The organism is Massilia sp. SYSU DXS3249, from assembly GCF_053668055.1.
Genome location: NZ_JBSIPX010000001.1, coordinates 1 through 25,728, shown reverse-complemented (window position 1 = coordinate 25,728; position 25,728 = coordinate 1). Strand labels below are relative to the sequence as shown.

The following is a 25,728-nucleotide window of genomic DNA, read 5'->3' as shown; positions in this document are numbered from 1 at the left end:
TGCGGTAGGATTCATGAAATCCCATTACCCAGGACCCGCATGGCCCGCGAGAACCTCAACGACATCCTCGTCTTCCTTGCCGTCGCGCGCGAGCGCAGCTTCACGCGCGCCGCCGCCAGGCTCGGCATGACGCAATCGGCGCTCAGCCACATCATCCGCTCGCTGGAAAGCCGCCTCGGCGTGCGCCTGCTGACGCGCACCACGCGCAGCGTCTCTCCGACCGAGGCCGGCGAACGCCTGCTGCAGAACGTGGCGCCGCGCCTGGAGGAAATCGAAGCGGAAATCGCGGCCGTCAGCGACCTCGGCGGCAAGCCGGCGGGCACGATCCGCATCACGGCGATCGACCACGTGATCGACACCGTGCTGTGGCCGCGCATCGCGCCCCTGCTGCCGCAGTATCCCGACCTGCACGTCGAGATCAGTTCCGACTACCGCCTGGTCGATATCGCCGCCGAACGCTACGACATCGGCGTGCGCCACGGCGACCAGGTGGAAAAGGACATGATCGCGGTGCGCCTGACGCCCGACGTCGCCATGCGCATCGTCGCCGCCCCGCAGTACTTCGAGCGGCGCCCAAGGCCCGCATCGCTGCAGGACCTCATGAAGCACAACTGCATCTCCCTGCGCCTGGCCGGCAGCGGCGGCCTGTACGCCTGGGAACTGGTGCACGAGGGACAGCCCTTCGAGGCGCGCGTGCGCGGCCAGGCCGTGTTCACGAATGCCTACCACATCCTCGGCGCGGCGCTGGTCGGCACCGGGATCGGCTTCCTCCCGGACAGCCTGGTCGACCCGCACATCGCGGCCGGGCGCCTGGTGAGCGTGATGGAAGACTGGTGCCCGGCCTTCCCGGGCCTGCATGCCTACTACCCGAGCCGGCGCCACTCTTCGCGGGCGCTGGGGCTGGTCATCGATGCGATCCGCTATAAAGGCTAGCGAACTGCGGGACCGCCGAATTCATAGGACGCCATCGGCACCTTGAACACATGGTCGACGAACAGGGCCTGCCCGACGTCGTCTCCGGCCGCCCCGGCCACCACCATCAGCGGCAGCAGGTGGTCTTCGCGCGGATGCGCCAGGCGTGCGGCGGGCGCCGCTTCCCAGTCCACCAGCATGGCGTTGCGCGTGGCCGGGTCCTGCTGGCGGATGACGCCGTCCAGGTAGCGCTCGAACTGGGTCGCCGGCGAGGTCGACTCGTCGCGGTTGAAGCCGCGCATGTTGTGGTAGGTGAGCCCGCTGCCGATGATCAGCACGCCTTCGTCGCGCAGGGGCGCCAGCGCCTGGCCGACGCGGATATGCTCGGCCGGGTCGTAGCTGGATTTGAGCGACAGCATGACGACCGGGATGTCGGCCTCCGGATACATCAGGGCCAGCGGCACGAAGACGCCGTGGTCGAAGCCGCGTTGCGCATCTTCGCCCGCAGCCATGCCGGCGGCCTCCAGCAGCACCTTCACCCGCGCTGCCAGTACCGGATCGCCTGGCGCCGGGTACTGCACCTGGTAGGTATGCTCGGGGAAGCCGAAGTAATCGTATTCCATAGGCGGCCGCGCCGCGGTCGATACCATGAAGCCCGGCGCTTCCCAGTGCCCGGAGATGGCCAGGATGGCCTTTGGCCTCGCGGGCAGGCGGCCGGGCAAGGCGGCGAACTCGCGCGCGGTGTTGGCGAAGGCCTGGCGCATTCCGTCTACCCAGGGCCATGGCCCGCCGCCATGGGAGAGGAAATACACGGGCTGCCTGGACTGGTTCATGATAGCTCCTTGTTCGGGGGCGGCAGCGCCTCGGCTGCCGCCTTGTACTTTCTTACTGCGCGATCGCCTCGATAGCGACGTCGATGCGCACCTCGTCGCTCACGGCCGGCACGTACTTGGCCGCGCCGAAGTCCGAGCGCTTGATCACGGTGTAGGCGTTGGCGCCGATGGCGTCCTTCTTGAGCATCGGATGCTGGGCGGCCTGGAAGGAGGTCACGGTCAGCGTGACCGGCTTGGTGACGCCCTTGATCGTCAGGTTGCCCTCGATCTTCGCCGGCTTGTCGCCCTCGAACACGACGCGGGTCGACTTGAAAGTCGCGGTCGGGAATTTCGCGGTGTCGAGGAATTCGGCGGCCTGGATGTGCTCGTCGAACGCGGCGACGCCGGTATCGACCGACTTCATGTCGATCGTCACGTTCACCGACGCCTGCTTCGCCTGCTGGTCGAGCGACACCTCGGCCTTGGTCGTGTTGAAGCGCGACAGCTGGGTCGAGAAGCCGAGGTGGTTGTAGCTGAAGCGCGCGACGGTGTGGGCCGGGTCGGCGGCATAGGTCTTGGGCGCGGCGAAGGCCGAGCCTGCGCTGGTGGCGATGACGATGGCGGCGACGATTTTGCTGAGCTGGTTCATGTGGGGGTCCTCGTCTGGTTGTTGAATGCAATGCGGGATGCAATGCGGATGCATCAGGTGCTGCCGATACCGCTACTCTAGCCCTCCTCCCGCCTCCCTACTAGACGGTAAAATAGGGAATCACTGTGCCACCAACTGGACAATCATGGACCTGGATGCGATTCACGTTTTCGTGAAAGTCGTCGACAGCGGCAGCTTCTCCGCCGCCGCCCGCCTGATGAAGATGCCGAAGACCACGGTCAGCGCCAAGGTGGCGGGCCTGGAAAAACGGCTGGGCGTGAGCCTGCTGCACCGGACCACGCGCAAGCTGAACATGACCGAAGCCGGCCAGCGCTACTACGAGCACTGTGCGAAGGCGGTACAGGAAATCGAGCTCGGCGAAGCGGCGCTGTCCTCGGCCAGGGACCGCCCGAGCGGCCTGCTGCGCGTGAGCGTGGCGGTCGACGTCGGCCACACCCTGCTGCCGCGCATCGCCCGCGCCTATCTCGACAGGTATCCGGACACCGGCGTCGAGATGATCCTGTCGAACCGCATGTCCGACCTCGTCGGCGAAGGCATCGACCTGGCGATCCGGGCCGGCAACCTGAAGGACTCGTCGCTGGTCGCGCGGCGCTTCATCGACCTCTCCGCCCACCTGTGGGCCTCGCCGCGCTACCTGGCCGCAGCCGGCACGCCGCGCACACCCGGCGAACTCGCCGGCCACGCCTGCGTCGGCTTCGCCGGCATGCGCTCGGTGCGGCTAACCAAGGGCAAGCTTGAAACCGAAGTGCCGCTCCAGGGACGCGTGCTTGCCGACGATTTCGAAGCGGTGCGGGCCATGCTGGTGCTGGACGGCGGGATCGGCCTGCTGCCGGACTTCGTGGCGGCCGAAGCGCAGGCAGCGGGGACGCTGGTGCCGGTGCTGCCCGACTGGACGCTTGGCAGCTTCGGCGGGCTCTCCTTCGTCTATCCGCGCCAGAAGTACGCCTCGCCGAAGGTGCGCGCCTTCATCGACACCGCACTGGAGTTGGTCGAGACCCGCGAACCGTAGGGTGTGAGGGGGGCGCCGAGCCTCCTGACTCCACGCGTTTGCGGCGCGTGCGAACCGGAAGAAACAGCAGGACCAATAACGAAAAAGGCCCTCGATGAGGGCCTTTTTCTTACTACTGGCGGAGAGGGTGGGATTCGAACCCACGGTACGATTTAACGTACGCCTGATTTCGAGTCAGGTACATTCGACCACTCTGCCACCTCTCCTGGTAACCGGTCGCTTGTATTCGCGAGAGGCCGAATTATAGCGAGACTCCCATGTTTGTGGCAAGGAAAAATATGCTGTTCGTATTCGACGCCGCAGGACGTGTAGAGTAAGAGGATCCGAGCCGCTCACCATCAACGAGGCATTCTCATGTACACCAAAATACTCGTCGCCGGCTGGGGCGACATGGACTTCAACGCGCACATGCGCAACACCGCCTACCTCGACAAATCCGCTGACGTGCGCATGATGTACTTCGCCGAGCACGGCTTCCCGATGTCCGAGTTCGCCAGGCTCAAGCTGGGCCCAGTGGTGATGCGGGACGACGTCGAGTATTTTCGCGAGTGCCGGCTGCTCGACGAGATCACTGTGAACTTCGGCATCGCAGGCTTGTCGGAGGACGCGAGCCGAATGATGCTCAGGAATGAGTTTTTCAGGGACGGCGCCTTGTGCGCGCGCGTGACCTCGACGGCCGGATGGTTCGACCTGGCTGCGCGCAAGCTGGCGGTGCCGCCGGTGAATCTGGCAGAGCTCTTGCGGGCGCTGGAGAAGACGGGGGATTTTGTGGTGTTGCCTGGAAGTGTGAAGTGATGGTGCTTCTTGAAAGCAAAGTCAAAGGCAAAGCCTGAGATGGCTCCCTGCGGGAGCGTGGGGGTGGGATTCGCCCACATTCTGCGGGCCGCCCTCGCGCAAGTATGCGCGAGGCTTCGAATCCCACGCGGGAGCCCCTCAGGGGCTCCCTCCTCTCCCCCAGCAAATAAAAAAGGCTCCCGAGGGAGCCTTTTTCATTTACTGGCGGAGAGGGTGGGATTCGAACCCACGGTACGATTTAACGTACGCCTGATTTCGAGTCAGGTACATTCGACCACTCTGCCACCTCTCCTAAATCGGTGTTGCGGTCGCTGCAAGAGACACGCATTATAGCCAGCCTCCGCCAAAAACGGAAGAGCAAAATCGGCGCCCGCGAAAAAACTTGCGGGCGCCCTTCCCTCTCAGGCTGCTGGTACGAGACGCTCCAGCCCACCCATGTACGAACGTAGCACTTCCGGAATCACGACGCTGCCATCCGCCTGCTGGAAGTTCTCCAGCACCGCGACCAGGGTGCGGCCCACGGCCAGGCCGGAGCCGTTGAGGGTGTGCAGCAGTTCCGACTTGTTCTGGGCGTTGCGGAAACGCGCGCCCATGCGGCGGGCCTGGAAGGCTTCGCAGTTCGACAGCGACGAGATCTCGCGGTAGGTGTTCTGCGCAGGCAACCAGACTTCGAGGTCATAGGTCTTGGCGGCGCCGAAGCCCATGTCGCCGGTGCAGAGGGACATCACGCGGTACGGCAGGCCCAGCGACTGCAGGATGGTTTCGGCGTGGCCGACCATCTCTTCCAGCGCTGCATACGACTGCTCGGGATGGACGACCTGCACCATTTCGACCTTGTCGAACTGGTGCTGGCGGATCATGCCGCGCGTATCGCGGCCGTAGCTGCCGGCTTCCGATCGGAAGCACGGGGTGTGCGCCGTCATCTTCAACGGCAGTGCGTCGAGCGCCACGATCTCGTCGCGCACCGTGTTCGTCAGCGTGACTTCCGAGGTCGGGATCAGGTAGAAGCTTTCGCCCTCGCCTTCCGCGCCACCCTTCTTCACCGAGAACAGGTCTTCCTCGAATTTCGGCAGCTGGCCGGTGCCGCGCAGCGAATCGGCATTCACCATGTAAGGGGTGTAGCACTCGAGGTAGCCGTGCTTGTCGGTGTGGGTGTCGAGCATGTACTGGGCCAGCGCGCGGTGCAGGCGCGCGATGCCGCCCTTCATGACCGAGAAGCGCGAGCCGGTCAGCTTGGTGGCGGTGTCGAAGTCCAGGCCCAGCTTTTCACCGATGTCGACGTGGTCCTTCACCTCGAAGTCAAAAGTCGGCGGCGTGCCGATCTTGCGCACTTCGACGTTGCCGCTTTCATCGACGCCGGCGGGCACCGACTCGTGCGGCAGGTTCGGGATCGATTCCATGAACTCGGCCATCTTGCGCTGCACGTCGGCCAGGCGGCCCTCGTTGGCCTTGAGCTCGTCGCCCAGGCCCGCCACTTCCGCCATCACGCCGGCCGTGTCCTCGCCCTTGCCCTTGAGGATGCCGATCTGCTTCGACAGCGAATTGCGCTTGCCCTGCAGCTCTTCGGTGCGGGTCTGGATGGACTTGCGCTCGGCTTCGAGGGCGTTGAAGCCGGCCACGTCGAGCTGGTACTTGCGCGTGGCCAGGCGGGCGGCGACGTTATCGATGTCTTTGCGGAGGAGTTGGATGTCGATCATTGTGAATGTTGGCGAGCAGTATGTCGAAAACGCAATTGTACCAAGTAGGCAGATGTTCCAGAGGGAGATTCAGCCCTCACCCGCGTCCTCATCCAGCTGGCGCAGGAAAGCCAGCTTCTCCGCAATCTTGCTCTCCACCCCGCGCGGCACCGGCTGGTACCAGCGCGGCTCCGGCATCCCGTCCGGCAGGTAGGTCTCGCCGGCGGCATACGCGTTCGGTTCGTCGTGGGCGTAGCGGTACTCGTGGCCGTAGCCGAGCTCTTTCATGAGCCTGGTCGGCGCGTTGCGCAGGTGTACCGGCACTTCGCGCGACTTGTCCTTGCGAACGAATGCCATGGCCGCATTGAAGGCGTTGTAGCCCGCATTGCTCTTGGCGGCGATCGCGAGGTAGACCACGGCCTGCCCCAGCGCCAGCTCGCCCTCGGGAGAGCCGAGGCGCTCGTAGGTGGTCGCGGCGTCGTTGGCGATCTGCAGCGCGCGCGGGTCGGCGAGGCCGATGTCTTCCCAGGCCATGCGCACGATGCGGCGCGACAGGTACTTGGCGTCGGCGCCGCCATCGAGCATGCGGCACAGCCAGTACAGGGCCGCGTCCGGATGCGAGCCGCGCACCGACTTGTGCAGGGCCGAGATCTGGTCGTAGAAATTGTCGCCGCCCTTGTCGAAGCGGCGCGAATTCAGGGTCAGCGCGTTGTCGACGAATTCGCCGGTAATCGTGGTGATGCCGCTCGTCTCGGCTGAAGTCTTGGTCTGCTCCAACAGGTTCAGGAAGCGGCGGGCGTCGCCGTCGGCATAGCCGATCAGGGTGCTGACGGCGATCTCGTCGAACTTCAGGTGGGCCAGCACCCGTTCCTGCGCGCGTTTCAACAGCTGGCGCATCTCGTCGTCGTTCAGCGCCTTCAGCACGTACACCTGCGAGCGCGACAATAGCGCCGAGTTGACTTCGAAGGACGGATTCTCGGTGGTGGCGCCGATCAGCGTCACCAGGCCCGACTCCACGAAGGGCAGCAAGGCGTCTTGCTGCGACTTGTTGAAGCGGTGGATCTCGTCGATGAAGAGGATGGTGTGCTTGCCGCGCGCCAGGTACTGCTCGGCCTGCTCGACCGAGGCGCGGATGTCCTTCACGCCGGACAGCACGGCCGACAGCGCAATGAATTCGCAATCGAAGGCGTAGGCCGTCAGGCGCGCGAGCGTGGTCTTGCCCACGCCCGGCGGGCCCCACAGGATCATCGAATGCGGCTTGCCTGATTTGAAGACGAGGTTCAGCGGCTTGCCCGGCCCCAGCAAATGGCTCTGGCCGATGACCTCGTCGATGGTGCGCGGGCGCAGCGCCTCGGCCAGCGGGGCAGCCGGTTCGTTCCTGAACAGGTCATCCATGGCGGGCTCCGGTGGCGCGTGGCGACGACATGGTTTGGGACGGCAAAGTGTTGTGCATGTGGCTAGTGTAGCCGATGCCCCGCATTGCCGCTCTCGCTGCGGCCTGCGCGCACGCTTGATCAGTGCGTAACGTCCGCGGGCAAATCGGTGGAACGGCGCGTGGAATGCCCCTTATATAATGGCCGGGTCGCCACACTGGAGTGCCCGATGAAGAAGAATGCGCCGGTCCTGGTGATTCAGGACGTCTGGTTTCGCTGGACCAAAGCCACCCGCGCCGCCGCTGACGCTAAGGCGAGGCTCGCCGCGCCGCGCGTCTACCTGCTTCCGCAACTGAGCGGCGAGCGCTCGATCCACCACGAGGTGCTGGTGCACGAGTCCGAGGGCTTCGTGCCCTTGCACCGGATTCGGCCGATCGGCGACCCCGGCTGGCACCAGGACCGGCCTATGCGCCCCGACAACCTGCAGGCGCGTGTGACGGGCGATGGCTTCGCCGTGTCGCTCAAGCCTCCCTTCGGCAGCCTGTTGACCACGAAATGGCCGGCCTTCCTGCCGTCGCCGCTGTTCGAAGGCAAGCTCGGCGAGGCCGTGCAGATCGACTGGAATGGACGCTTCCGCTCGTCGTTGGGCGGTTCCAACCGTTCCTACTTCTTTGAGGAGCACGCGATCCGGGTCGCCCTGCTGGCGGCGCCGACCGACGCCGCCCTGCTCGCGCTCGAACCGGTCAAGCACATCGACCTGCGCACCAACATCTATTGAAACTTAGTCGGCGGTGATCTTGCCGGCTTCGATCACGCCCTTCCAGCGCGCCTGCTCGCTGACCAGGAAGCGGTCGAACTGCTCCGGCGTATTCGCCACCACCTCGAAGCCCTGCTCCACCAGCTTCGATTTCAGGCCGGGCTCGTTGAGCGCCGCGACGATGGCGCCGTGCAGCTTGGCCTTCACGTCCTTCGGCAGGCCCTTCGGTGCGGCGATGCCCTGCCAGGAATACACCTCCACGCCCGGAACGCCCGATTCGGCCAGGGTCGGCAGCTTCGGCAGGACGGCGGCGCGCTCGTCGCCGGTGACGGCCAGGGCTTTCAGCCGGCCGGTCTTGATGTAGGGAAGCGCAGCGTTGATGTTCACAAAAGAGAGGTCGGTCTGGCCGCCCAGCAGGTCGGTGATCGCCGGCGCGCCGCCCTTGTAGGGCACGTGCAGGCCGCTGGTGCCGCTCTTTTGCCAGAACAGCTCGGTCGTCAGGTGGTCGGAGCTGCCGTTGCCCGAGGAGGCGAAGTTCAGCTTGCCCGGGTTCTTCTTGAGGTGGGCCAGCAGTTCCTGCATGTTCGACACTGACAGGTTGGCGCGGGCCACCAGCACGTTCGGGGCGCGCACGGCGACCGTCAGCAGGTCGAAGTCGCGCTGCGGGTTATAGGCGATGCCCTTTTGCAGGAACTGGTTGACGGCATACACGCCGATCGAGGCGACCATGACGGTGTGGCCGTCGGCAGGCGAACGCTTGACCACGCCCGCGCCGATCGCGCCGGTGGCGCCGGGACGGTTGTCGACGATCCAGGGCTGGCCGAAGCGGGTCGAGATTTGCGGGCCGACGGCGCGGGCGATGGCGTCGGTGGAGCCGCCCGGCGGGAACGGCACGACGACCGTGATCGGCTTCTCGGGATAGGCCGCCTGCGCGCCTGATACCAGCATCATGCTCGACAGCACACCAAGCAGCAACTTCTTTGCATTCATTTCGCGTCTCCTGATTGTAAGTGGGATGCAAGGCCGGGCACATTTCGCCGATGTGCTTTCCGGTGCCGGGGCAGTTCCCCTGACCCGCAGGGGAACCTCTTGCATAAATACAATCATAGAAGCGTAATCCACCGTCAGCAAACCAATGGCTGACGTGCTCGATTCAAGAATTGAATCGTTGCACCTCCACCCTTTCGCTTACCGCTTGATCCGCACCGCTTCCAGCTTCGGCGTCATGCTGACTCCGACCGCCGCACGCTGCATCGATGCGGCCGCCGCCTGCTCGAGCACGGCCGGAATCGGGGCCGCCACCAGGTTGGTGTTCCCCATGAAGAACAGGGTCTTGCCGTCCGGGCTGATCGTACCCAGCGCCCGGGTGTCGCAGTAGTAGTCGCTCGAGTTGCAGGTCGGATAGTCGGCCAGCGCGAAGTAGCCGAGCAGGGGCAGGTCGGTGGTGACGGTCATGCGCTGGCTGCTGTCGAACACGTAGACGCGCGGCTTGTCCGTGCCGTTGGTCATGCCGGACGAACTGTAGGCCAGCACGTAGACCCGGCTGCCGTCGGGCGAGACCACCGGCGTGCGTCCGTACCAGTTGGAGCCCGGCAGCGCCAGAGCGCCGACCACCCCGAAATCGCGGTCCCAGACCCGGTAGGTGCCTTCGACGAAGCGCTCTCCGCGCAGGCTCTGGGCGGCCTCGTACCAGAAATCGATCGCGGCCGGGTTCGACTTCGGCATGCGGTCGGCGCTGTCCATGTACAGCATTTCCGGGCTCGGCGAGATGCTGGCCGATTGCACGATGTTCAGGCGCGAGCCGTCGCCGGAGACGCTGAACCACGGGCCGCTGTAGAAACTGTAGCCCTGGGCACGCGTCACCGAGCCGAACTGGCGGCTGGCCAGGTCGAAGTAGGCCAGGCCGCCCCAGGTGTCGCCCTGGAAGTAGGCGCGGCCGTCGTTGGTGATGGCCAGGCGCGGCAGCGCGTTCAGGGTGTCGCCGCCGACCGCCACCGGGCCGTACCTGCCCTGCTCGGCCAGCGTGGCCGGGTCGAGCAGCACGATGCCGGTCGTGGTCGAGGTGGCGACCAGGGTCGCGCCGTCGGGCGAGAGCGCCACCGCGTCGACGCTCGGTACCGAGGTGCTCGACACGTCCCAGCTGCTGCCGTTCCAGGCGAAGCGCATGACCGAATGCATGGTCTTGTTGGCGGTATAAATCGCCTTGCGCACCGGGTCGTACACCAGGCCGCCCTTGTTGCCGGCGGTGGGCACGGCGCGGTAGGCGAAGCTGGCCGGCGCCACCACCTTGAGCGCCGGCTCGCCGGTTGTGGCCTCGAGCGCGTTCGGCACGCTGAAGTCGACCGTGCCCGCGGCTGCGGCCGCCAGGCGGACATTGATCTGGGTGTCGTTGACCCGGGTGATCTGGAGCGGCACCGCGCCATCCACCAGCAGCCCGGCCGACAGGTCGGCGATGCTGTCGAATCCGCGTCCGCGCACGATGTAGGTGCCGCCCTCGCCCGGCAGGCGCGTGTGCGGGCTGACGAAGTGGGTCTCCGGCAGCGCCTTCTGGAGGTTGAAGGTGAGCGTGGTCGGCGCGATGCGGCTGTCGCCCGCGCGCAGCACCACCTCCGCCGTGTGCGAGGCGAAATTCGCCAGCGCCAGCGCCTTGGCCCGGTCCACCGTGACGCGCAGCGGCGCGCCGCCCGTGGTGCCGCTGGCGGTAGCCACGCTCAGCCAGTCCGACGTGGTGCTGGCCGTCCAGTTCTGCGCCGGGACGTTCGGCAGCTCGACGGTGACGTTGCTGGCCAGTTGCTCCGCCCTGGTAGCCGCGGTGAGGGCGAAGTGGGTGTTGCCGCCCAGGCGCCACGTGGGGGCGCCGACCGTGAAGCTGACCGGTACCGTCACCGGCGTCGTCATCGGACCGGACTTGAGCAGCAGCGAGGCCTCGTAGCGGCCGGGCGCCAGGATCGCCGCCGAGGCGGCCAGGGCGTAGCTGCGCTCGCCGGACTTGCTCAGGTCGAGCCAGCCCGTGGTACTTCCTTTGTAGCTGAGCTCAGCCTCGAGCACCTTCGTCCAGGATGGCAATGTGACGTCGAGCGTGGCACGCGCCGTGCCCGAAATGTATGCGCTCAGGTCGAGGTTCGGCGCCGACGGGGTAATGTGCAGCACCGTGCTGGCGTCCCCCGTGACCGTGTAATCGACCGACACATCCCTGGTGCGCCCCGCGGCAGTGACGTTGACGCGCGCGGAATACCTGCCTGGTGGCATGGGTTGCGCGGTCACCTCGAAGCCTGTCGTCGTCAGGTTCGAGATCGCCAGCCACTCGGTTCCCGTGGCGGCGGTGAACGACGACGCTCCCGTCGGCAGGCCGACCGCCACCCTGGCGCTGGCGGTAGCGCCGCTGAGCGCGGTCAGTGCGACAGGCGCGGACGTGACGGTGAACGGTTTGGTGATGGTGATGACGTACGGGATGGTGACCGGCGAGCCGGCGAAGTGTTTTGCGCAGCGTTCGTCCGGGCAGGCGAAGAGCTGGAGCGAGCCGCGGTATTCGCCCGCAGGCAGGTTCCACTTCGGGTAGACTTTGAAGTTGACCTGCATGTCCGCCACTTCGACCACGACGCGGTCGAGCGAGGTGCCGAGGTCGACGCTGCCCGTGTAGACGACCGGCGTCGGGATGCCCGAACCGGTGCCGACGACGGTGGCCATGCCCAGCATCGTGCCCTCCTCGCCGCGGAACGTCAGCTCACGGGTGTCGATACTGACGCGGAATGCGTCGTAGACGGCAGAGGGCGGCGGTGTCGTGCCTGTCGAGCCGCCGCCGCCGTTGCCGGAGCCGGAGCCGGTATTACCCGATCCGGTGCTGCCGCCGTTCGAGCCCGCAGGAGGCAGGCTGGTGCCGCTGTCGGTCGGCGGCGGCGTGGAGGGAGTGGTGCTGCCTGTTTCGCCGCCTGCGACTGGCGGGGGAACCGGCGCCGGGCCGGCGCTGCCGACAGACGGCGCTGCTGCGCTCGGATCGCCGCCTCCACCGCCGCCGCAGCCCGCGAGCAAGCTGAGTGAAACGATCGAGAAAAGGGAAAGCTTCCGTAATCCGCGCAGCATTGCCATGATGCCCCAGGTAATAATCGATTAAATTGCAGGATCAGCAATTGTAATAATGATAATTGGATAATGGCAAGACAATATTTACACGGCTTTCGCTGCTGTTGTAAAAAGCAGCAAGGGGCGCCGCAGCGCCCCTTGTGACCGACATTTGTTGATGAAATCAACCCTTGTTTACTGCCGGTTGACGTCAGCCCCTTTCGGGATCTGGAAACTGAATTGCTGGGCGCCCAGCGAGGGATTGCGCTGGAAGCTGGTGAACTTCAGCACCGAGGTCTGACCGAAGTTGTCCTTCAGTTCCATCGCTTCGGGCACGCCGTTGCGCAGGCCGATGCTGATCTGCTCGAAGCTGGTGTCGCGCGCCTTCGGCACGGCGTTCAGCCACTCGAGGCCGTCGCGGGCGCCCGCTTCGGACAGGGTGAAATTCTTTTCCAGGTCGTTGCTGCCGAACAGGATGGCCGCCGGCGAGGAGCCGAGGGCGTTGCCGAGCTTCTTGATCGTGACCTGGTTCAGGTCCTTGTCGTAGATGTAGAGCTGGTCGCCGTCGGCCTGCAGCAGCTGGTCGTAGGGCTTCTGGTAGTTCCAGATGAACCTGCCGGGACGGGCGAACACGAAGCTGCCGCTCGAGACCGGGGCGGCCTTGCCGGTGGCGGACTTGCGCAGTTGCTGCTGGGTGAATTCGCCCTTGGCGGACTTGGTGGTCGCGACGAAGGACTTGAACTGGTCGAGGGCGGCGGCGTGGGCGGCGCCGGACAGGGCCAGGGTGGCGATCAGTGCGGCGATTTTGATTTTCATAGTTATCGTGTCCTTTTTAGTGTGCGGTGTGCGTGAGTACGACCGCGTGGGGTGATTGAAGCCAGTGGCTTCAATCACAAGCCCACCCTACGGGATTCGACCTCGTCAGTCGGTGCGGGAGTCAACAGGCCGCGGCAAAAACCGCAGCGCTTACTCGGCCTGGGTGGCAGGCACGAGGATGTCGCGGTTGCCGTTGCTCTGCATCGGCGAGACCACACCACTTTGCTCCATCTGCTCGAGCAGGCGCGCGGCGCGGTTGTAGCCGATGCGCAGGTGGCGCTGGACCAGGGAGATCGAGGCGCGGCGGTTCTTCAGCACCACGGCCACGGCCTGGTCGTACATGGCGTCGGACTCGCCGCCGCCTTCGCCGGCCATGGCGTCGCCGCCACCGCCCGCACCGCCCTCTTCCAGCGTGCCGCCTTCCAGGATGCCCTCAATGTAATTCGGCTCGCCCGTCGACTGAAGATGTTTTACAACTCGATGCACTTCATCGTCCGACACGAAGGCGCCGTGCACGCGCACCGGCAGGCCGGTACCCGGCGGCATGTAGAGCATGTCGCCCATGCCCAGCAGCGCTTCCGCGCCCATCTGGTCGAGAATCGTGCGCGAGTCGATTTTTGAAGATACCTGGAACGCGATGCGGGTCGGGATGTTCGCCTTGATCAGGCCGGTGATGACGTCGACCGACGGACGCTGGGTGGCAAGAATCAAGTGGATCCCGGCGGCACGCGCCTTCTGGGCGATACGCGCGATCAGCTCTTCCACCTTCTTGCCCACGACCATCATCAGGTCGGCCAATTCGTCGATGATGATGACGATGGTCGGCAGCTTTTCCAGCGGCTCCGGATTGTCCGGCATGATCGAGAACGGGTTCGGGATGTGCTCTTCGCGCTTGGCCGCTTCCGCGATCTTCGCGTTGTAGCCGGCCAGATTACGCACGCCCAGCTTCGACATCAGCTTGTAGCGGCGCTCCATCTCGTTCACGGCCCAGTTCAGCGCGTGGCCGGCCTGGCGCATGTCGGTCACGACCGGCGCCAGCAGGTGCGGAATGCCCTCGTAGACCGACATTTCCAGCATCTTCGGGTCGATCAGGATCAGGCGCACGTCGGCCGGATCGGATTTGTAGAGCAGCGACAGGATGGTCGCGTTGATGCCCACCGACTTACCGGAACCGGTGGTACCGGCGACCAGCAGGTGCGGCATCTTGGCGAGGTCGGCCACGACCGGCTTGCCGGCGATGTCCTTGCCCAGCGCCACGGTCAGGTTCGAGGCACTGTCGTTGTAGACCTTGGAGCCGACGATCTCCGTCAGGCGCACGATCTGGCGCTTCGGGTTCGGCAGCTCGAGCGCCATGTAGTTCTTGCCGGGAATGGTTTCCACCACGCGGATCGAGGTCAGCGACAGCGAACGCGCCAGGTCGCGTGCCAGGTTGACGATCTGGCTGCCCTTGACGCCGGTGGCCGGCTCGATTTCGTAGCGGGTAACGACCGGGCCCGGGAAGGCGGCCACGACCTTGGCTTCGACGCCGAAGTCCGACAGTTTCTTCTCGATCAGGCGGCTCGTGAATTCCAGGGTATCGACGGCCACGGTTTCCTGCACCGGCGGCGGCTCGTCCAGCAGGGACAGCGGCGGCAGCGGCGAGTCGCCCGGCAGGTCGCGGAAGAGCGGCGTCTGCTGCTCTTTCACGGCGCGTTCGCCCTTGGGCACCGACATCATCTGCGGCTCGATCTTGATCGGCGACGGCGCGCCCGGCATCGGCGCCGGATCGTCCGCGTCCAGCGATGGCGCGACCGCGAGCGCAGGATTCGGCATCAGCCTGGGCGCCGGCGCGGAAGGCGCGGCGTCGAGCTGCGCGAGTTGTGGTTCAGCGCGCTGCGGTTCGGTACGCTGCGGCTTTTCCACGTGCTTCGCGCGCTCGGTGACGACCGCTTCGTCGCGCCGCACGGCGGCTTCCTCGCCATGGCGGCGGTCTTCGCGGTCTTCGACGCGCATGCGGAACCATTCCATCGTGGCTTCGGCCTTCTCGCCGATGCGCTCGGCCACGGCCAGCCAGGACACCTGGAAGAACAGCGAAAAGCCGAGGCCGAACAGCAGCAGCAACAGCAGGGTCGCGCCGGTGGAGCCGAAGGTGACGTGGGCCGCATGGCCCAGCAGCTGGCCGAGCACGCCGCCCGGGGCGCGCGGCAGTTCCACGTTCCACGACCACATGCGCAGGTATTCGAGGCCGACGCTGCCGGCGAACATCAGCCCGAAGCCGATCCAGCGGATGATGAATTCGTCCTGGTGCTCCGGTTCGCTCGGCGACGCCAGCTTGCCGCTCAGGCGCTGCCAGCCGCGCCAGACGGCGCGCAGGAACAGCACGCCCCACCACCAGGCGGAGAAACCGAAGATGAACAACAACAGGTCGGCGATCCAGGCGCCGGCGCGGCCGCCCAGGTTGGCGATGTCCGCCACCGTGTTGGCGTGCGACCAGCCCGGATCGGCCTTGTTGTAGCTTAACAAGATCATCACGAAATACAGGAAGGCAGCGGCCATGGCGATCCAGCGCGCTTCCAGCAGGAGGCGCGCGAGGCGGCTTGGCAACGGCGTGCGCGACGTGTTGCGTGGGATATTGGCGGCGGGGGCTGCGGGACTCTTCTTGCTCATGCTGCTGCGTTGATGGGTTCGCTTTTGCGGAATCCAGACATTCTAAGCCATATAAGGCCTGAGAGGCCGGTGATTCATGCTTTAGCGCATCATCGTCTATAATCTGTGTTGCACCTGACGACCTTGATTCTCGTCGTCCCGTCCCCAGTTTCTCCATCACCCAATCATTCTTGACTCCCCATGACCACTAAGAAACACGCCAAAGTCCTGATCCTCGGTTCCGGTCCCGCCGGCTACAGCGCCGCCGTGTACGCCGCGCGCGCCAATTTGAGCCCGATGCTGGTGACCGGTGTCGAACAGGGCGGCCAGCTGATGACCACGACCGATGTCGAGAACTGGCCGGGCGACCCGCTGGGCGTGCAGGGTCCGGAACTGATGGCACGCCTGCTGCAGCACGCCGAGCGCTTCAATACCGAGATCGTGTTCGACCACATCCACACGACCTACCTGAACGAAAAGCCGATTCGCCTGGTCGGCGATTCGCACGAATTCACCTGCGACGCCCTGATCATCGCCACCGGCGCCTCGGCCCAGTACCTCGGCCTGGAATCGGAACAGGCCTTCATGGGCCGCGGCGTCTCGGCCTGCGCCACCTGCGACGGCTTCTTCTACCGTAACCAGGAAGTGGCGGTCATCGGCGGCGGCAACACCGCGGTCGAGGAAGCCCTGTACCTGGCGGGCATTGCCTCGAAAGTCACCCTGATCCACCGCCGCGACAAGTTCCGCGCCGAGCCGATCCTGGTCGACCGCCTGATGCACAAGGTCAAGGAAGGCAAGATTGTGTTGGAACTGAACCACACCCTGGACGAGGTGGTCGGCGACAACAGCGGCGTCACCGGCCTCAAGATCCGTTCGACCGCCGACGGTTCGCAGAAGGACCTCACCGTGCACGGCCTGTTCGTGGCGATCGGCCACAAGCCGAACACGATGATCTTCGAAGGCCAGCTCGACATGCACAACGGCTACATCAAGACCCGCAGCGGCACCGAGGGCATGGCGACCGCCACCAGCGTGCCGGGCGTGTTCGCCGCCGGCGACGTGCAGGACCACATCTACCGCCAGGCAATCACCAGCTCGGGCACCGGCTGCATGGCCGCGCTCGACGCCCAGCGCTACCTGGAAGCGCTGGAAGATAGCCAATAAGCAGCCAATAACCGGAGACCGATGGCGAGCATGAAAGACTTTGCCGACCTCAAATCCTTGCGCGACCGGCTCAAGGAAGAGGAGCGCCTGCGCGCCATCGAACAGGCCGAGCGCGAGAAGCGCGAACGCATTGCACGCGAGCGCGCCGTCGAGTTCCGCAGCGCCATGGAAGGCGTCAAGCGGATGCCCGAGTCGAACCGTTACGTCTACCGGCCGGTGCAGGAAGCGCTACTCCGCGAACTGCCGGCGCGGCGCGTACTGACCCGGGAAGAGGACGACGCGCTGGTCTTGCAACAGTCGCTGTCGGACGCCTTCGACGTCGACGGCCTGCTCGACGACGACCCCACGCTGTCCTGGGCGGCAAGCGGCGTCGGCCCCGACGTCGTCAAGAAGCTGCGCAAGCGCCACTGGAAGGTGCAGGACGAACTCGACCTGCACGGCATGACGGTCGACGCCGCGCGCGGCCAGCTGGGCGACTTCCTGCGCCGCGCCACGCGCCGCAACGTGCGTTGCGTGCGCATCATCCACGGCGTCGGCTACGGTTCGCCCGGCGGCCAGCCGGTGCTGCGTTCGGTCGTGCACAGCTGGCTGGTGCAGCTCGACGAAGTCGTCGCCTTCTGCGTTGCCGGCCGCGCCGACGGCGGCAATGGCGCCCTGATCGTCCTGCTCAAGCCCGCGCTCGACCTGTAGTGCTGTTGCTAGTAACCAACCGTCGCTGCAAGCGACTCCTTGTCATTGTAAAATCCTGCTCATCCCGCGGGCGGTAGCCCATTCCTGCGGCCAGTCCACGCATTACGCACACCGTGTGCCCACCGCAGTTGTCATTAAGGGAAGTGAATTGAAGCCAGTTTCGGTCGAGCCGATGCCCGCCCCCCGCCAGGTCGACCTGGCATCCTGCGCCGATGAACCGATTCATACGCCTGGATCGATTCAGCCGCACGGTTTTCTCCTCTTCATGGACGGCGACGGCTTGCTGGCCGGCTGGAGCGCGAACGTGCCCGCCATGCTCCTGCCCTCGCTGCAACTGGGGCGCCCCTACAGCGACCTGCCGCTGCCGCCGGCCAGCCTCGACCTGATCGCCGATTGCGCCGGCGTGCTGGTCGACGGCGAATGCCCGCCGGCAATGGCGGCGGTGTCGGTCGATGGCCGCGAGTACGACGCCATTGTGCACGCCACCAAAGGACGCATCGTCGCCGAATTCGAATCGCGCTCCGTAGCCGCCGACGAGGTCGCCCTGTTTGCCGTCAAGGCGCACAGCTCGATCGAGCGCGTGCGGCGCCAGCGCAGCATCGACGGTTTGCTGGAGACGGCCGTGCGCCAGGTGCGCGAGTTCACCGGCTTCGACCGCGTGATGGCCTACCGCTTCCGCCCGGACGAGAGCGGCGACGTGGTGGCCGAGGCGCGGCGCGAGGACCTGGTCGCGTTCAAGGGCCAGCGCTATCCGGCCGGCGACATTCCGGCGCAGGCGCGCCGCCTGTACGTACTCAATACCCTGCGCATGATTGCCGACATCGGCTACCAGCCGGTTCCCATGCTCGGCGCACCTGGCGACGTGCCGCTCGACATGCGTTTCGCCGTGCTGCGCAGCGTCTCGCCGATCCACGTCGAGTACCTGCAGAACATGGGCGTGCAAGCCTCGATGAGCGTGTCGATCGTCATCAACGGCCGCCTGTGGGGCCTGCTCGCCTGCCACCACATGTCGCCGCGCGCGGTGCCCTACGCGATCCGGATGGCGGCCGACGTGCTGGCCCAGGTGATGGCCTCGACCATCCAGAGCATCGAGGCGCGCCAGGATGCCGAACTGGTCGAACGCGCCGCGCGCGTGCGCACCGACCTGGTCGAGTCGCTGCTGGTCGACGAGGAACCGCTCGACGCGCTGGCGCGCCATGCGCAGGCGCTGCTCGACGCGACCGGCTCGCATGCCCTGGTCTCCCTGCACAACGGCAAGGTGATTCACCACGGACCGATTCAGCGCGAATGCGCCGAACTGATCGCCCAGACGCTGCCACCCGAGGCCAGCGAGATGCTGGTGCGCGAGCACGTCGGCGACTGGCCAGAGCAGCAGCAGGCTGGCATCGGCAAATGGGTCGGCATGCTTGCCCTGCCCTTCGACCCGCCGGGCGGTGGCTGGTGCCTGCTGCTGCGCACCGAGCAGATCGAACATGTGTCCTGGGCCGGGCGCCCGGACAAATCCGTCGAATTCGGCCCGAACGGCCCGCGCCTGACCCCGCGCGGCTCCTTCGACGCCTGGCACGAAACCGTGGCCGGACGCGCCCACCCGTGGGAAGCGGCGGTGCTCGACAATGCCCGCCTGATGCTGTCGGAACTGCTGCGCGCCTCGAACGCGCGCCGCGCCCAGACCGAATCGACCCGCGCCCAGCTGCTGGCCATGCTCGGCCACGACCTGCGCGATCCGCTGCACTCGATCAACATGGCCGGCACCCTGCTCGAGCGCGGCAACAGCCAGCCGACCCTGGGCAAGCGCATCCAGTCCTCCAGCAACCGCATGCAGCGCCTGATCGGCCAAGTGCTCGACATGAGCCGCATCGACGGCGGCCTCGGGCTGGGACTGGTACTGGAAGCGGTCGACCTGGCGACCCTGGTCGAGGACGTGGTCGACGAAGCGCGCACTGCCTACCCGGCCATCGATTACCGCTTCGCCAAACCGGAGCCCGTGCTGGTGCGCGCCGACGCCGGGCGCCTGGCCCAGGTGCTGTCCAACCTGCTGAGCAACGCGCGCCACCACGGCGACCTCGGCCAGCCGATCGCGGTCACGCTGGTCCGGGACCACGCCTGGGTCCAGCTCGAGGTGCGCAACGCCGGCGCCCCGATCGCCGAGGAAGTGGCGGCTTCGCTGTTCAACCCCTTCAAGCGCAGCTCGATGCACAACCCGCGCAACCGCACCGGCATGGGGCTGGGCCTGTACATCGTCGCGACGATCGTGCGCGAGCACGAGGGCGAGATCGGCTACCGCTTCGAGGATGGGCAAGTGGTCTTCAGCGTGCGCCTGCCGCTGGCCGAGACGGAGCGCGCGGGTCCTACCTGATTCGCGACCTGACTGCAGGGATACTACGCGTTTTGCATGGATGACCTACCGCCGGGCGTGCCCGGCATGTTAGGCTAGCAACATGCCAACAGCGCGGTCCCCTGCATGACGCTCATCAAGTTCATCGAAATCATGGCGATCCTGGTCGGCGCCTTTTCCGGCTTCATCGAGGCGCGCCGCAAACGCATGGACCTGGTCGGCGTCTTCACCGTCGCCTTCATCGCCGCTTTTGGGGGCGGCACCCTGCGCGACATCCTGCTCGACCGCCGCCCGCTGTTCTGGGTCACGCACCAGGAATACGCGATCCTGATCTTCGTACTGGCCCTGATCGCCTCGCCCCTGATCCGCACCCTGCGCCACATCGTCTCCGAACGCCTGATCGTGATTGCCGACGCCGTCGGCCTCGGCCTGTTCTCGATCGCCGGCGTCTCGGCCGCGCTGGACGCCAACATGCCGCTCTTCATCGCCTCGATGATGGGCGTCATCACCGGCATCTTCGGCGGCGTGCTGCGCGACATCGTCTGCAACGAAGTCCCGATGGTCTTCCGCGACGGCAAACCCTACGCGATCTGCGCCTTTCTCGGCAACTGGATGTTCCTGCTGATGGGCCTGTACACGAGCGTGTCGCACGATTTCGCGTTGTGGAGCAGTGCGCTCTTCATCAGCGTGCTGCGGCTGGTGACCTGGAAGTTCGACGTGCAGATGGGTCGCTGACGGCCCGGCGCCGGCTGCCCCTGCTTTACCTTGCCTTAACGCCGTGCTGACGGGCGGCTAACGTCCCGTCCGCTATTGTTCCGCTGACGCAGGCCCCCTTGCCGCGTGTTTTCAGTGGAATCCATGCACGACCTCCCCATCGGCCGGCCTGACGCCGGCGCCCCCTCCCGCCCCGTTTCCGATCTTGCGGTCGAGCCGCAACTGCTGAGCAAGCGCAGCGTCGCCTGCACCGTCGCAGGCTTGTGCCTTTGCGCGCTGCTCATCTTCGCAGCCGGGCGCTACACCGACATCGACCTCTACCTGGCCGACATCATGTACGACAGCGCCAGCGGCGGTTTCCCCTGGCGCGAATCGTGGCTGACCGTCACCCTGAGCCACCGGATCCTCAAGGGAGCGCTGACCCTGCTCGCCCTCGCCATCATGGGCGCCGCCGCCTTCGATGCGATCTGGCCGCAGGCCGTCCTCGACGCTCCGCTCGCGCGGGTGCGCCTGCGCGTCGTCACGTGGTCCGCGCTGCTGGTTCCCGTGGTGATCAGCCTGCTCAAGCAGGGCAGCGATGCGCACTGCCCCTGGGACCTGGCACGTTACGGCGGCAGCGAACCCATTACCCGCCTGTTCGACGCCCTGCCCGCCGGCATCCTGCCCGGCCACTGCTTCCCGGCGGGTCACGCCTCGAGTGCACTGTGGCTGGTGTCGCTGGCCGTCCTGTGGCTGCCGGGGCGCCCACGAACGGCCTGGAAAGCATTCGGCGCGGCGCTCGGCTTCGGCCTGGCCGTCGGCTGGATGCAACAGATGCGCGGCGCACATTTCCTCAGTCATACGCTGTGGTCGGCCTGGATTGCATGCGCTCTGGTGCTGGGGGTGATTGTTCTCTTGCAGGCGATTGGCCGGCGGCGATAAGCGCCAGTGGTCAAGCTTCGCGGGCCATGTGGATCTTGACCACTGCTACCCTCGTTCCACGTAAGCGAGAAGTTCCTCGTAACGATGCAGGACGACCTCGATGGCCTGGCCAGGGTCGTAGCTGCCATTCGTATCGACCGCGTCGTGATAGACGCGGTACAGCGGCCCGCCCGCACCATCGCTGGTCCTGACGTAGTACCAATCCCCGCTTCCGTTAAGACATGAGCCGACAGGTACGTATCCGTCCTTTGCGACTGCCAGCCCCGGCCAGAAATTCGTTGCCTCGTCGAAGGATTGTTCTTGCGTCAGGAACGCCAGATCGACACCAAGCTCGGATCGGTCGTGCTCCTCGGGTATCTCGACCGTCGCTCCGACGAGGTTATTGCTCGAAATAAAATTGACCCAGAATTCTGGAAACATAAGGTCCTTTGTCGATAGCCGTCCGTGGTCGCCAGCAGGGCCGCTTCCCGGAAAACGAAGCGACGCCCTGCGTCACCGGACAGGGTCAGACCGCGTCCGGCCCCGTCTCGCCGGTGCGGATACGGATCACCTGCTGCACATCCTGGACAAAAATCTTGCCGTCGCCGATCTTGCCGGTGCGGGCGGCCTTGATGATGGCGTCGACTACCTGGTCGACGATGGCGTCGTCGACCACCACCTCGATCTTCACTTTCGGCAGGAAATCGACCACGTATTCGGCGCCGCGATACAGCTCGGTGTGGCCCTTCTGGCGGCCGAAGCCTTTGACTTCGGTGACGGTGAGGCCGGTGACGTTCACATCGGCCAGCGCTTCGCGCACCTCGTCGAGTTTGAACGGTTTGATCACGCAGGTAATCTGCTTCATGTCTGCTCCTGGTATTTTCGGTTTTTTAATCGGGGATGTTATTCAAGTCGTCGAGCCAGACCGTCGCTTCCGAATCGCTCGGGGCGCGCCAGTCGCCGCGCGGGGACAGCGAGCCGCCGTTGCCGACTTTCGGGCCGTTCGGCACGCAGCTGCGCTTGAACTGGCTGGTCTTGAAGAAGCGCCACAGGAAGATCTTCAGGTTGCGCTTGATGTCCACGAGTGCGTATTCGTTGCGCGACCCGTGCTCGTCCGGCCAGCGGCCCTCCGTCTTCGCACGCCAGGCGCTCCACGAGAGGAAGGCGACCTTGGATGGCGTCATGCCGTAGCGCAGGATGTAATAGAGGTTGAAGTCCTGCAGCTCGTAGGGGCCGATCACGTTCTCGGTGATCTGGGCCGGCTTGTCGTCGCCCTCTTTGCCGGGCACGAGTTCGGGGCTGATCTCGGTGTCCAGGATGTTGAGCAGCACTTCGCTGCCGCCCTTCACGACCGCTTCCGTCTCCGCCACCCAGCGCACCAGGTGGGTGATGAGCGTCTTCGGCACGCTGGCGTTAACGTTGTAGTGCGACATGTGGTCGCCCACGCCGTAGGTGCACCAGCCCAGCGCCAACTCGGACAGGTCGCCGGTGCCGATCACGATCGCGCCCAGGTGGTTCGCGAGCCTGAACAGGTGATTCGTGCGCTCGCCGGCCTGCACGTTCTCGAAGGTGACGTCGTACTGTTCCTTGCCCTCGGCGAAGGGGTGGTTCAGGTCGCGCAGCATCTGCAGGCAGCTCGGCCGGATGTCGATTTCCCGGGCGCTGCAGCCGACCACTTCCATCAGCGCATGCGCCTGCTTCAGGGTGCGGCCGCTGGTGGCGAAGCCCGGCATCGTGTAGGCGAGAATGTTGGTGCGCGGCAGGCCGAGGCGGTCCATGGCGGCGGCGCAGACCAGCAGCGCATGGGTCGAATCGAGGCCGCCCGAGACGCCGATCACCACCTTCTGGATGCCGCTCGAGTACAGGCGCTGGATCAGGGCCTGCACCTGGATGTTGTAGACCTCGGTGCAGCGCTCGTCGCGCAAGGCGCGGTCGGCCGGCACGTAGGGGAAGCGTTCGACTTCGCGGTTCAGCGGCAGCCTGCCTTCGAACGGCAGCGCCAGCGTGCAGCGCTGGACGCGGAAGCGCGCCACTTCCTCGGCATGGCGGCGCGCCGACTGGGCGAAGGTGGTGGCGCGCATGCGCTCCTGCGACATGCGCTCGAGGTCGACGTCGGCGAAGATGATGTGCGACTCGTCCAGAAAACGTGCCGACTCGGCCAGCATCTCGCCCTTCTCGTAGATCAGGGCCTGGCCGTCCCAGGCCATGTCGGTGGTCGACTCGCCGCGCCCGGCCGAGGTGTACAGGTAGGCCGCCATGCAGCGCGCCGACTGCTGGCTCACCAGCTGGTGGCGGTAGGTGCTCTTGCCGACCAGGACGTTCGAGGCCGACAAATTGACCAGCACCGTGGCCCCGGCCATCGCCGCGAACGAGGACGGCGGCACCGGCACCCAGACGTCTTCGCAGATCTCGACGTGGAAGCGCAGCAGGGGAAGATTCTCGACTTCGAAGACCTGGTGCGGGCCGAAGGGCACGTCCTCGCCGAACAGGCGCACGGCCTCGACGGCGGCGCAGTCGGCCGCGCTAAACTGGCGCGATTCGTAGAATTCGCCATAGTTCGGCAGGAAGCTCTTCGGCACCAGGCCCAGCACGCGGCCGCCGGCGACCACCGCCGCACAATTGAACAGCTGGTGATTGACCCGCAGGGGCAGGCCCACTACCATCGCCAATGGCAATTCGCGGGATGCCTCGACTATTGCTTGTAAACCGTCCATGCAGGCGTCGAGCAGCGCGCGCTGGTGGAACAGGTCTTCGCAGCTGTAGGCAGACAGGCCCAGTTCCGGGAACGCGACCAGTGCCGCGCCCTGCCCGGCCGCCTGGCGCGCCAACAGGATCGTCTGCTCGACGTTGTAGGCCGGGTCGGCGATGCGGCAGCGCGGGATCGCAACGGCCACGCGCGCAAAGCCGTGCGAGTACAGGTTATAAAATCGGTCGTTCATCTCAGCCTTTCGCAGGGGTGCGAGAAGTGCGCCGTTACCAGGCAGCTGCGGGCGCTGTGGGCGGCCCCGAGGCACTTCTTTACTAGGTATGAAAGCAATTTTGAATTATCGCACGCATATCGTTTCTTCCCTGTCCGAAATCGGCCAGGCAGCCTGGGATGGCCTGCTCGCGCAGCAGGGCGAAGCGAACCCCTTCCTCTCCTACGCCTTCCTGCATGCGCTGCACGAATCGGGCAGCGCCACGCCCGAGACCGGCTGGCAGCCGCAGTACATCGCGCTCTACGACAAGGAGCAACTGGCGGCGGCGATGCCGCTCTACGTCAAGGGCCATTCCTACGGCGAATACGTGTTCGACTGGGCCTGGGCCGACGCCTACCAGCGCCATGGCCTGGACTACTATCCGAAGCTGCTGTGCGCGATCCCGTTTACGCCGGTGGCGGGGCCGCGCCTGCTGGCGGTCGACGCGCAGGCGCGCGCGGCGCTGATCGAGGTATTGGTGGCGACCCAGGGCGCGACCGAGGTGTCGTCGACCCACATCCTGTTCCCGCCCGAGGAGCACGCACGGCAGCTGGCTGACGCAGGCTTCCTGCTCCGCAGCGGCGTGCAGTTTCACTGGCTGAACCAGGACTATGCCGATTTCAACGCGTTCCTGGCCACGCTGGAGCAAAAAAAACGCAAGAACATCCGCGCCGAGCGGCGCAAGGTGGCGGATGCCGGCGTGACGCTGCGCCGGGTGCGCGGGGTTGACGCCACGGATGCCGACTGGGTGTTCTTCAACCGCTGCTACCGCCACACTTATGCGGCCCATTATTCGACGCCCTACCTGAACCTGGACTTCTTCCGCCGCATCGGCAAGACCATGCCCGACAATATCCTGCTCGTGATCGCCGAACGCGCCGGCCGGCCGATCGCCTCCTCGCTCGTGATCCACACGGCAGACACCCTCTACGGCCGCTACTGGGGCGAACTGGAACACGTGCCCTGCCTGCATTTCGAGGCGGCCTATTACCAGCCGCTCGAGTTCTGCATCGAGCAAGGCATCGGGACATTCGAGGGCGGCGCCCAGGGCGAACACAAGATGGCGCGCGGCTTCCTGCCGACGCGTACCTGGTCGGCGCACTGGCTGGCGCATCCTTCGTTCGCGGATGCGATCGAGCGTTTCCTGGAACGCGAGGCGGGCGGGATCGACGAGTACATGAGTGAGTTGAACGAGCGGAATCCGTTCAAGGGGTGAGGCGTTCGTGTCGGCGGCCTTTCTTGGCCGAGGTCGAGCCGCTCCGATAATCAAACGCCGCAAACGCGTGGGGTCGGGACCCCACCCTTGTATCTTGATCGTGTTGGTGGTTAGCTACCATCAATCGAGGCGAAGACGAGCTTGACTCCACCCTGAAGGCACTGACCTTGCTGCGTAGATAAAGCCTTCGCCTCACCCCACACTACTGAAAACACTGGACGGTATCCAAGGGCCTGGACCCTGCATGT

The 25,728-nt window shown here is 65.7% G+C and carries 21 protein-coding genes and 2 tRNA genes; 10 read left to right on the top strand and 13 right to left on the bottom strand.

Annotation, left to right across the window (positions count from 1 at the left end; genetic code table 11):
• Positions 1 to 39 precede the first annotated feature (39 nt).
• The gene (locus ACWCIA_RS00115) at positions 40 to 933 is read left to right on the top strand and encodes a LysR family transcriptional regulator (RefSeq protein WP_454159817.1); all 894 of its coding nucleotides are present in this window, start codon (positions 40 to 42) and stop codon (positions 931 to 933) included.
• On the opposite strand, the gene ACWCIA_RS00110 is transcribed toward ACWCIA_RS00115, so the two are convergent.
• Together ACWCIA_RS00110 and ACWCIA_RS00105 are read right to left on the bottom strand one after the other, a co-directional pair.
• The gene (locus tag ACWCIA_RS00110; RefSeq protein WP_454159815.1) at positions 930 to 1,745 is read right to left on the bottom strand and encodes a DODA-type extradiol aromatic ring-opening family dioxygenase; all 816 of its coding nucleotides are present in this window, start codon (positions 1,743 to 1,745) and stop codon (positions 930 to 932) included. The two genes, ACWCIA_RS00115 and ACWCIA_RS00110, sit on opposite strands and share 4 nt — an antisense overlap.
• Positions 1,746 to 1,797: 52 nt before the next feature.
• Positions 1,798 to 2,373 (bottom strand): YceI family protein, encoded by a 576-nt coding sequence (locus ACWCIA_RS00105; RefSeq protein WP_454159813.1) that lies wholly within the window; start codon positions 2,371 to 2,373, stop codon positions 1,798 to 1,800.
• Between the two features lie 145 nt (positions 2,374 to 2,518).
• On the opposite strand from ACWCIA_RS00105, the gene ACWCIA_RS00100 reads away from it, so the two are divergent.
• The gene (locus ACWCIA_RS00100) at positions 2,519 to 3,403 is read left to right on the top strand and encodes a LysR substrate-binding domain-containing protein (protein ID WP_454159811.1); all 885 of its coding nucleotides are present in this window, start codon (positions 2,519 to 2,521) and stop codon (positions 3,401 to 3,403) included.
• A gap of 116 nt (positions 3,404 to 3,519) precedes the next feature.
• Here ACWCIA_RS00100 and ACWCIA_RS00095 read toward each other — a convergent pair.
• Positions 3,520 to 3,609 (bottom strand) — tRNA-Ser (locus tag ACWCIA_RS00095).
• Positions 3,610 to 3,757: 148 nt separating this feature from the next.
• Between ACWCIA_RS00095 and ACWCIA_RS00090 the strand changes: the two genes are divergently transcribed.
• Positions 3,758 to 4,198 (top strand): thioesterase family protein, encoded by a 441-nt coding sequence (locus tag ACWCIA_RS00090; protein WP_454159810.1) that lies wholly within the window; start codon positions 3,758 to 3,760, stop codon positions 4,196 to 4,198.
• 202 nt (positions 4,199 to 4,400) lie between these two features.
• Here the strand turns inward: ACWCIA_RS00090 and ACWCIA_RS00085 are convergent.
• The 3 genes from ACWCIA_RS00085 to ACWCIA_RS00075 form a co-directional block, all read right to left on the bottom strand.
• A tRNA-Ser gene (locus ACWCIA_RS00085) sits at positions 4,401 to 4,490 on the bottom strand.
• A gap of 109 nt (positions 4,491 to 4,599) precedes the next feature.
• Positions 4,600 to 5,895, bottom strand: a complete 1,296-nt coding sequence (gene serS, locus ACWCIA_RS00080) for a serine--tRNA ligase (RefSeq protein WP_454159809.1) — start codon at positions 5,893 to 5,895, stop codon at positions 4,600 to 4,602.
• A 69-nt stretch (positions 5,896 to 5,964) separates the two neighbouring features.
• The gene (locus ACWCIA_RS00075) at positions 5,965 to 7,269 is read right to left on the bottom strand and encodes a replication-associated recombination protein A (RefSeq protein WP_454159807.1); all 1,305 of its coding nucleotides are present in this window, start codon (positions 7,267 to 7,269) and stop codon (positions 5,965 to 5,967) included.
• 207 nt (positions 7,270 to 7,476) lie between these two features.
• On the opposite strand from ACWCIA_RS00075, the gene ACWCIA_RS00070 reads away from it, so the two are divergent.
• A complete protein-coding gene (locus tag ACWCIA_RS00070) occupies positions 7,477 to 8,025 on the top strand; it encodes a hypothetical protein (RefSeq protein ID WP_454159805.1) in 549 nt (182 codons plus the stop codon).
• A 3-nt stretch (positions 8,026 to 8,028) separates the two neighbouring features.
• Here ACWCIA_RS00070 and ACWCIA_RS00065 read toward each other — a convergent pair whose 3' ends face one another.
• The 4 genes from ACWCIA_RS00065 to ACWCIA_RS00050 form a co-directional block, all read right to left on the bottom strand.
• Positions 8,029 to 8,994 (bottom strand): Bug family tripartite tricarboxylate transporter substrate binding protein, encoded by a 966-nt coding sequence (locus ACWCIA_RS00065; protein ID WP_454159803.1) that lies wholly within the window; start codon positions 8,992 to 8,994, stop codon positions 8,029 to 8,031.
• Positions 8,995 to 9,192: 198 nt separating this feature from the next.
• Positions 9,193 to 12,033, bottom strand: coding sequence for a hypothetical protein (locus tag ACWCIA_RS00060; RefSeq protein WP_454159802.1), 2,841 nt, complete (start codon positions 12,031 to 12,033; stop codon positions 9,193 to 9,195).
• 225 nt (positions 12,034 to 12,258) lie between these two features.
• Positions 12,259 to 12,954, bottom strand: coding sequence for an outer membrane lipoprotein chaperone LolA (gene lolA, locus ACWCIA_RS00055; RefSeq protein WP_454160547.1), 696 nt, complete (start codon positions 12,952 to 12,954; stop codon positions 12,259 to 12,261).
• Between the two features lie 75 nt (positions 12,955 to 13,029).
• Positions 13,030 to 15,525 carry a DNA translocase FtsK gene (locus tag ACWCIA_RS00050; protein ID WP_454159800.1) on the bottom strand — a complete coding sequence of 832 codons (2,496 nt, stop codon included), beginning with the start codon at positions 15,523 to 15,525 and terminating at the stop codon, positions 13,030 to 13,032.
• 180 nt (positions 15,526 to 15,705) lie between these two features.
• On the opposite strand from ACWCIA_RS00050, the gene trxB reads away from it, so the two are divergent.
• The 5 genes from trxB (at position 15,706) to ACWCIA_RS00025 (ending at position 21,328) form a co-directional block, all read left to right on the top strand.
• Positions 15,706 to 16,668 carry a thioredoxin-disulfide reductase gene (gene trxB, locus ACWCIA_RS00045; RefSeq protein ID WP_454159798.1) on the top strand — a complete coding sequence of 321 codons (963 nt, stop codon included), beginning with the start codon at positions 15,706 to 15,708 and terminating at the stop codon, positions 16,666 to 16,668.
• Positions 16,669 to 16,689: 21 nt separating this feature from the next.
• On the top strand, positions 16,690 to 17,358 hold the full coding sequence (locus ACWCIA_RS00040) for a Smr/MutS family protein (protein WP_454159797.1): 669 nt from the start codon (positions 16,690 to 16,692) through the stop codon (positions 17,356 to 17,358).
• A gap of 148 nt (positions 17,359 to 17,506) precedes the next feature.
• Positions 17,507 to 19,714, top strand: a complete 2,208-nt coding sequence (locus ACWCIA_RS00035) for an ATP-binding protein (protein WP_454159795.1) — start codon at positions 17,507 to 17,509, stop codon at positions 19,712 to 19,714.
• Between the two features lie 105 nt (positions 19,715 to 19,819).
• Complete coding sequence (locus ACWCIA_RS00030) at positions 19,820 to 20,428, top strand: trimeric intracellular cation channel family protein (protein ID WP_454159794.1); 609 nt, start codon at positions 19,820 to 19,822, stop codon at positions 20,426 to 20,428.
• A 123-nt stretch (positions 20,429 to 20,551) separates the two neighbouring features.
• Positions 20,552 to 21,328, top strand: a complete 777-nt coding sequence (locus ACWCIA_RS00025) for a phosphatase PAP2 family protein (protein WP_454159792.1) — start codon at positions 20,552 to 20,554, stop codon at positions 21,326 to 21,328.
• Positions 21,329 to 21,373: 45 nt separating this feature from the next.
• Here the strand turns inward: ACWCIA_RS00025 and ACWCIA_RS00020 are convergent, their stop codons facing one another.
• The 3 genes from ACWCIA_RS00020 to ACWCIA_RS00010 form a co-directional block, all read right to left on the bottom strand.
• Positions 21,374 to 21,748 carry a hypothetical protein gene (locus ACWCIA_RS00020; protein WP_454159790.1) on the bottom strand — a complete coding sequence of 125 codons (375 nt, stop codon included), beginning with the start codon at positions 21,746 to 21,748 and terminating at the stop codon, positions 21,374 to 21,376.
• Between the two features lie 85 nt (positions 21,749 to 21,833).
• Positions 21,834 to 22,172, bottom strand: a complete 339-nt coding sequence (locus ACWCIA_RS00015) for a P-II family nitrogen regulator (RefSeq protein ID WP_305824866.1) — start codon at positions 22,170 to 22,172, stop codon at positions 21,834 to 21,836.
• Between the two features lie 25 nt (positions 22,173 to 22,197).
• Positions 22,198 to 24,246, bottom strand: coding sequence for an NAD(+) synthase (locus ACWCIA_RS00010; protein WP_454159787.1), 2,049 nt, complete (start codon positions 24,244 to 24,246; stop codon positions 22,198 to 22,200).
• An 88-nt stretch (positions 24,247 to 24,334) separates the two neighbouring features.
• Here ACWCIA_RS00010 and ACWCIA_RS00005 point away from each other — a divergent pair, with 88 nt between their 5' ends.
• Positions 24,335 to 25,480: a GNAT family N-acetyltransferase gene (locus tag ACWCIA_RS00005; protein ID WP_454159785.1), complete on the top strand. Its 1,146-nt coding sequence runs from the start codon at positions 24,335 to 24,337 to the stop codon at positions 25,478 to 25,480.
• Positions 25,481 to 25,728: the final 248 nt, after the last annotated feature.

Bases quoted from the DNA above. Each gene is read 5' to 3' on its own strand.
- serS (WP_454159809.1), bottom strand. From the start codon at position 5,895: ATGATCGACATCCAACTCCTCCGCAAAGACATCGATAACGTCGCCGCC.
- ACWCIA_RS00070 (WP_454159805.1), top strand. From the start codon at position 7,477: ATGAAGAAGAATGCGCCGGTCCTGGTGATTCAGGACGTCTGGTTTCGC.
- ACWCIA_RS00010 (WP_454159787.1), bottom strand. From the start codon at position 24,246: ATGAACGACCGATTTTATAACCTGTACTCGCACGGCTTTGCGCGCGTG.
- ACWCIA_RS00075 (WP_454159807.1), bottom strand. From the start codon at position 7,269: ATGGATGACCTGTTCAGGAACGAACCGGCTGCCCCGCTGGCCGAGGCG.
- ACWCIA_RS00020 (WP_454159790.1), bottom strand. From the start codon at position 21,748: ATGTTTCCAGAATTCTGGGTCAATTTTATTTCGAGCAATAACCTCGTC.
- ACWCIA_RS00025 (WP_454159792.1), top strand. From the start codon at position 20,552: ATGCACGACCTCCCCATCGGCCGGCCTGACGCCGGCGCCCCCTCCCGC.
- trxB (WP_454159798.1), top strand. From the start codon at position 15,706: ATGACCACTAAGAAACACGCCAAAGTCCTGATCCTCGGTTCCGGTCCC.
- ACWCIA_RS00065 (WP_454159803.1), bottom strand. From the start codon at position 8,994: ATGAATGCAAAGAAGTTGCTGCTTGGTGTGCTGTCGAGCATGATGCTG.
- ACWCIA_RS00090 (WP_454159810.1), top strand. From the start codon at position 3,758: ATGTACACCAAAATACTCGTCGCCGGCTGGGGCGACATGGACTTCAAC.
- ACWCIA_RS00115 (WP_454159817.1), top strand. From the start codon at position 40: ATGGCCCGCGAGAACCTCAACGACATCCTCGTCTTCCTTGCCGTCGCG.
- ACWCIA_RS00100 (WP_454159811.1), top strand. From the start codon at position 2,519: ATGGACCTGGATGCGATTCACGTTTTCGTGAAAGTCGTCGACAGCGGC.
- ACWCIA_RS00030 (WP_454159794.1), top strand. From the start codon at position 19,820: ATGACGCTCATCAAGTTCATCGAAATCATGGCGATCCTGGTCGGCGCC.
- ACWCIA_RS00105 (WP_454159813.1), bottom strand. From the start codon at position 2,373: ATGAACCAGCTCAGCAAAATCGTCGCCGCCATCGTCATCGCCACCAGC.
- ACWCIA_RS00015 (WP_305824866.1), bottom strand. From the start codon at position 22,172: ATGAAGCAGATTACCTGCGTGATCAAACCGTTCAAACTCGACGAGGTG.
- ACWCIA_RS00050 (WP_454159800.1), bottom strand. From the start codon at position 15,525: ATGAGCAAGAAGAGTCCCGCAGCCCCCGCCGCCAATATCCCACGCAAC.
- ACWCIA_RS00040 (WP_454159797.1), top strand. From the start codon at position 16,690: ATGGCGAGCATGAAAGACTTTGCCGACCTCAAATCCTTGCGCGACCGG.
- ACWCIA_RS00005 (WP_454159785.1), top strand. From the start codon at position 24,335: ATGAAAGCAATTTTGAATTATCGCACGCATATCGTTTCTTCCCTGTCC.
- ACWCIA_RS00110 (WP_454159815.1), bottom strand. From the start codon at position 1,745: ATGAACCAGTCCAGGCAGCCCGTGTATTTCCTCTCCCATGGCGGCGGG.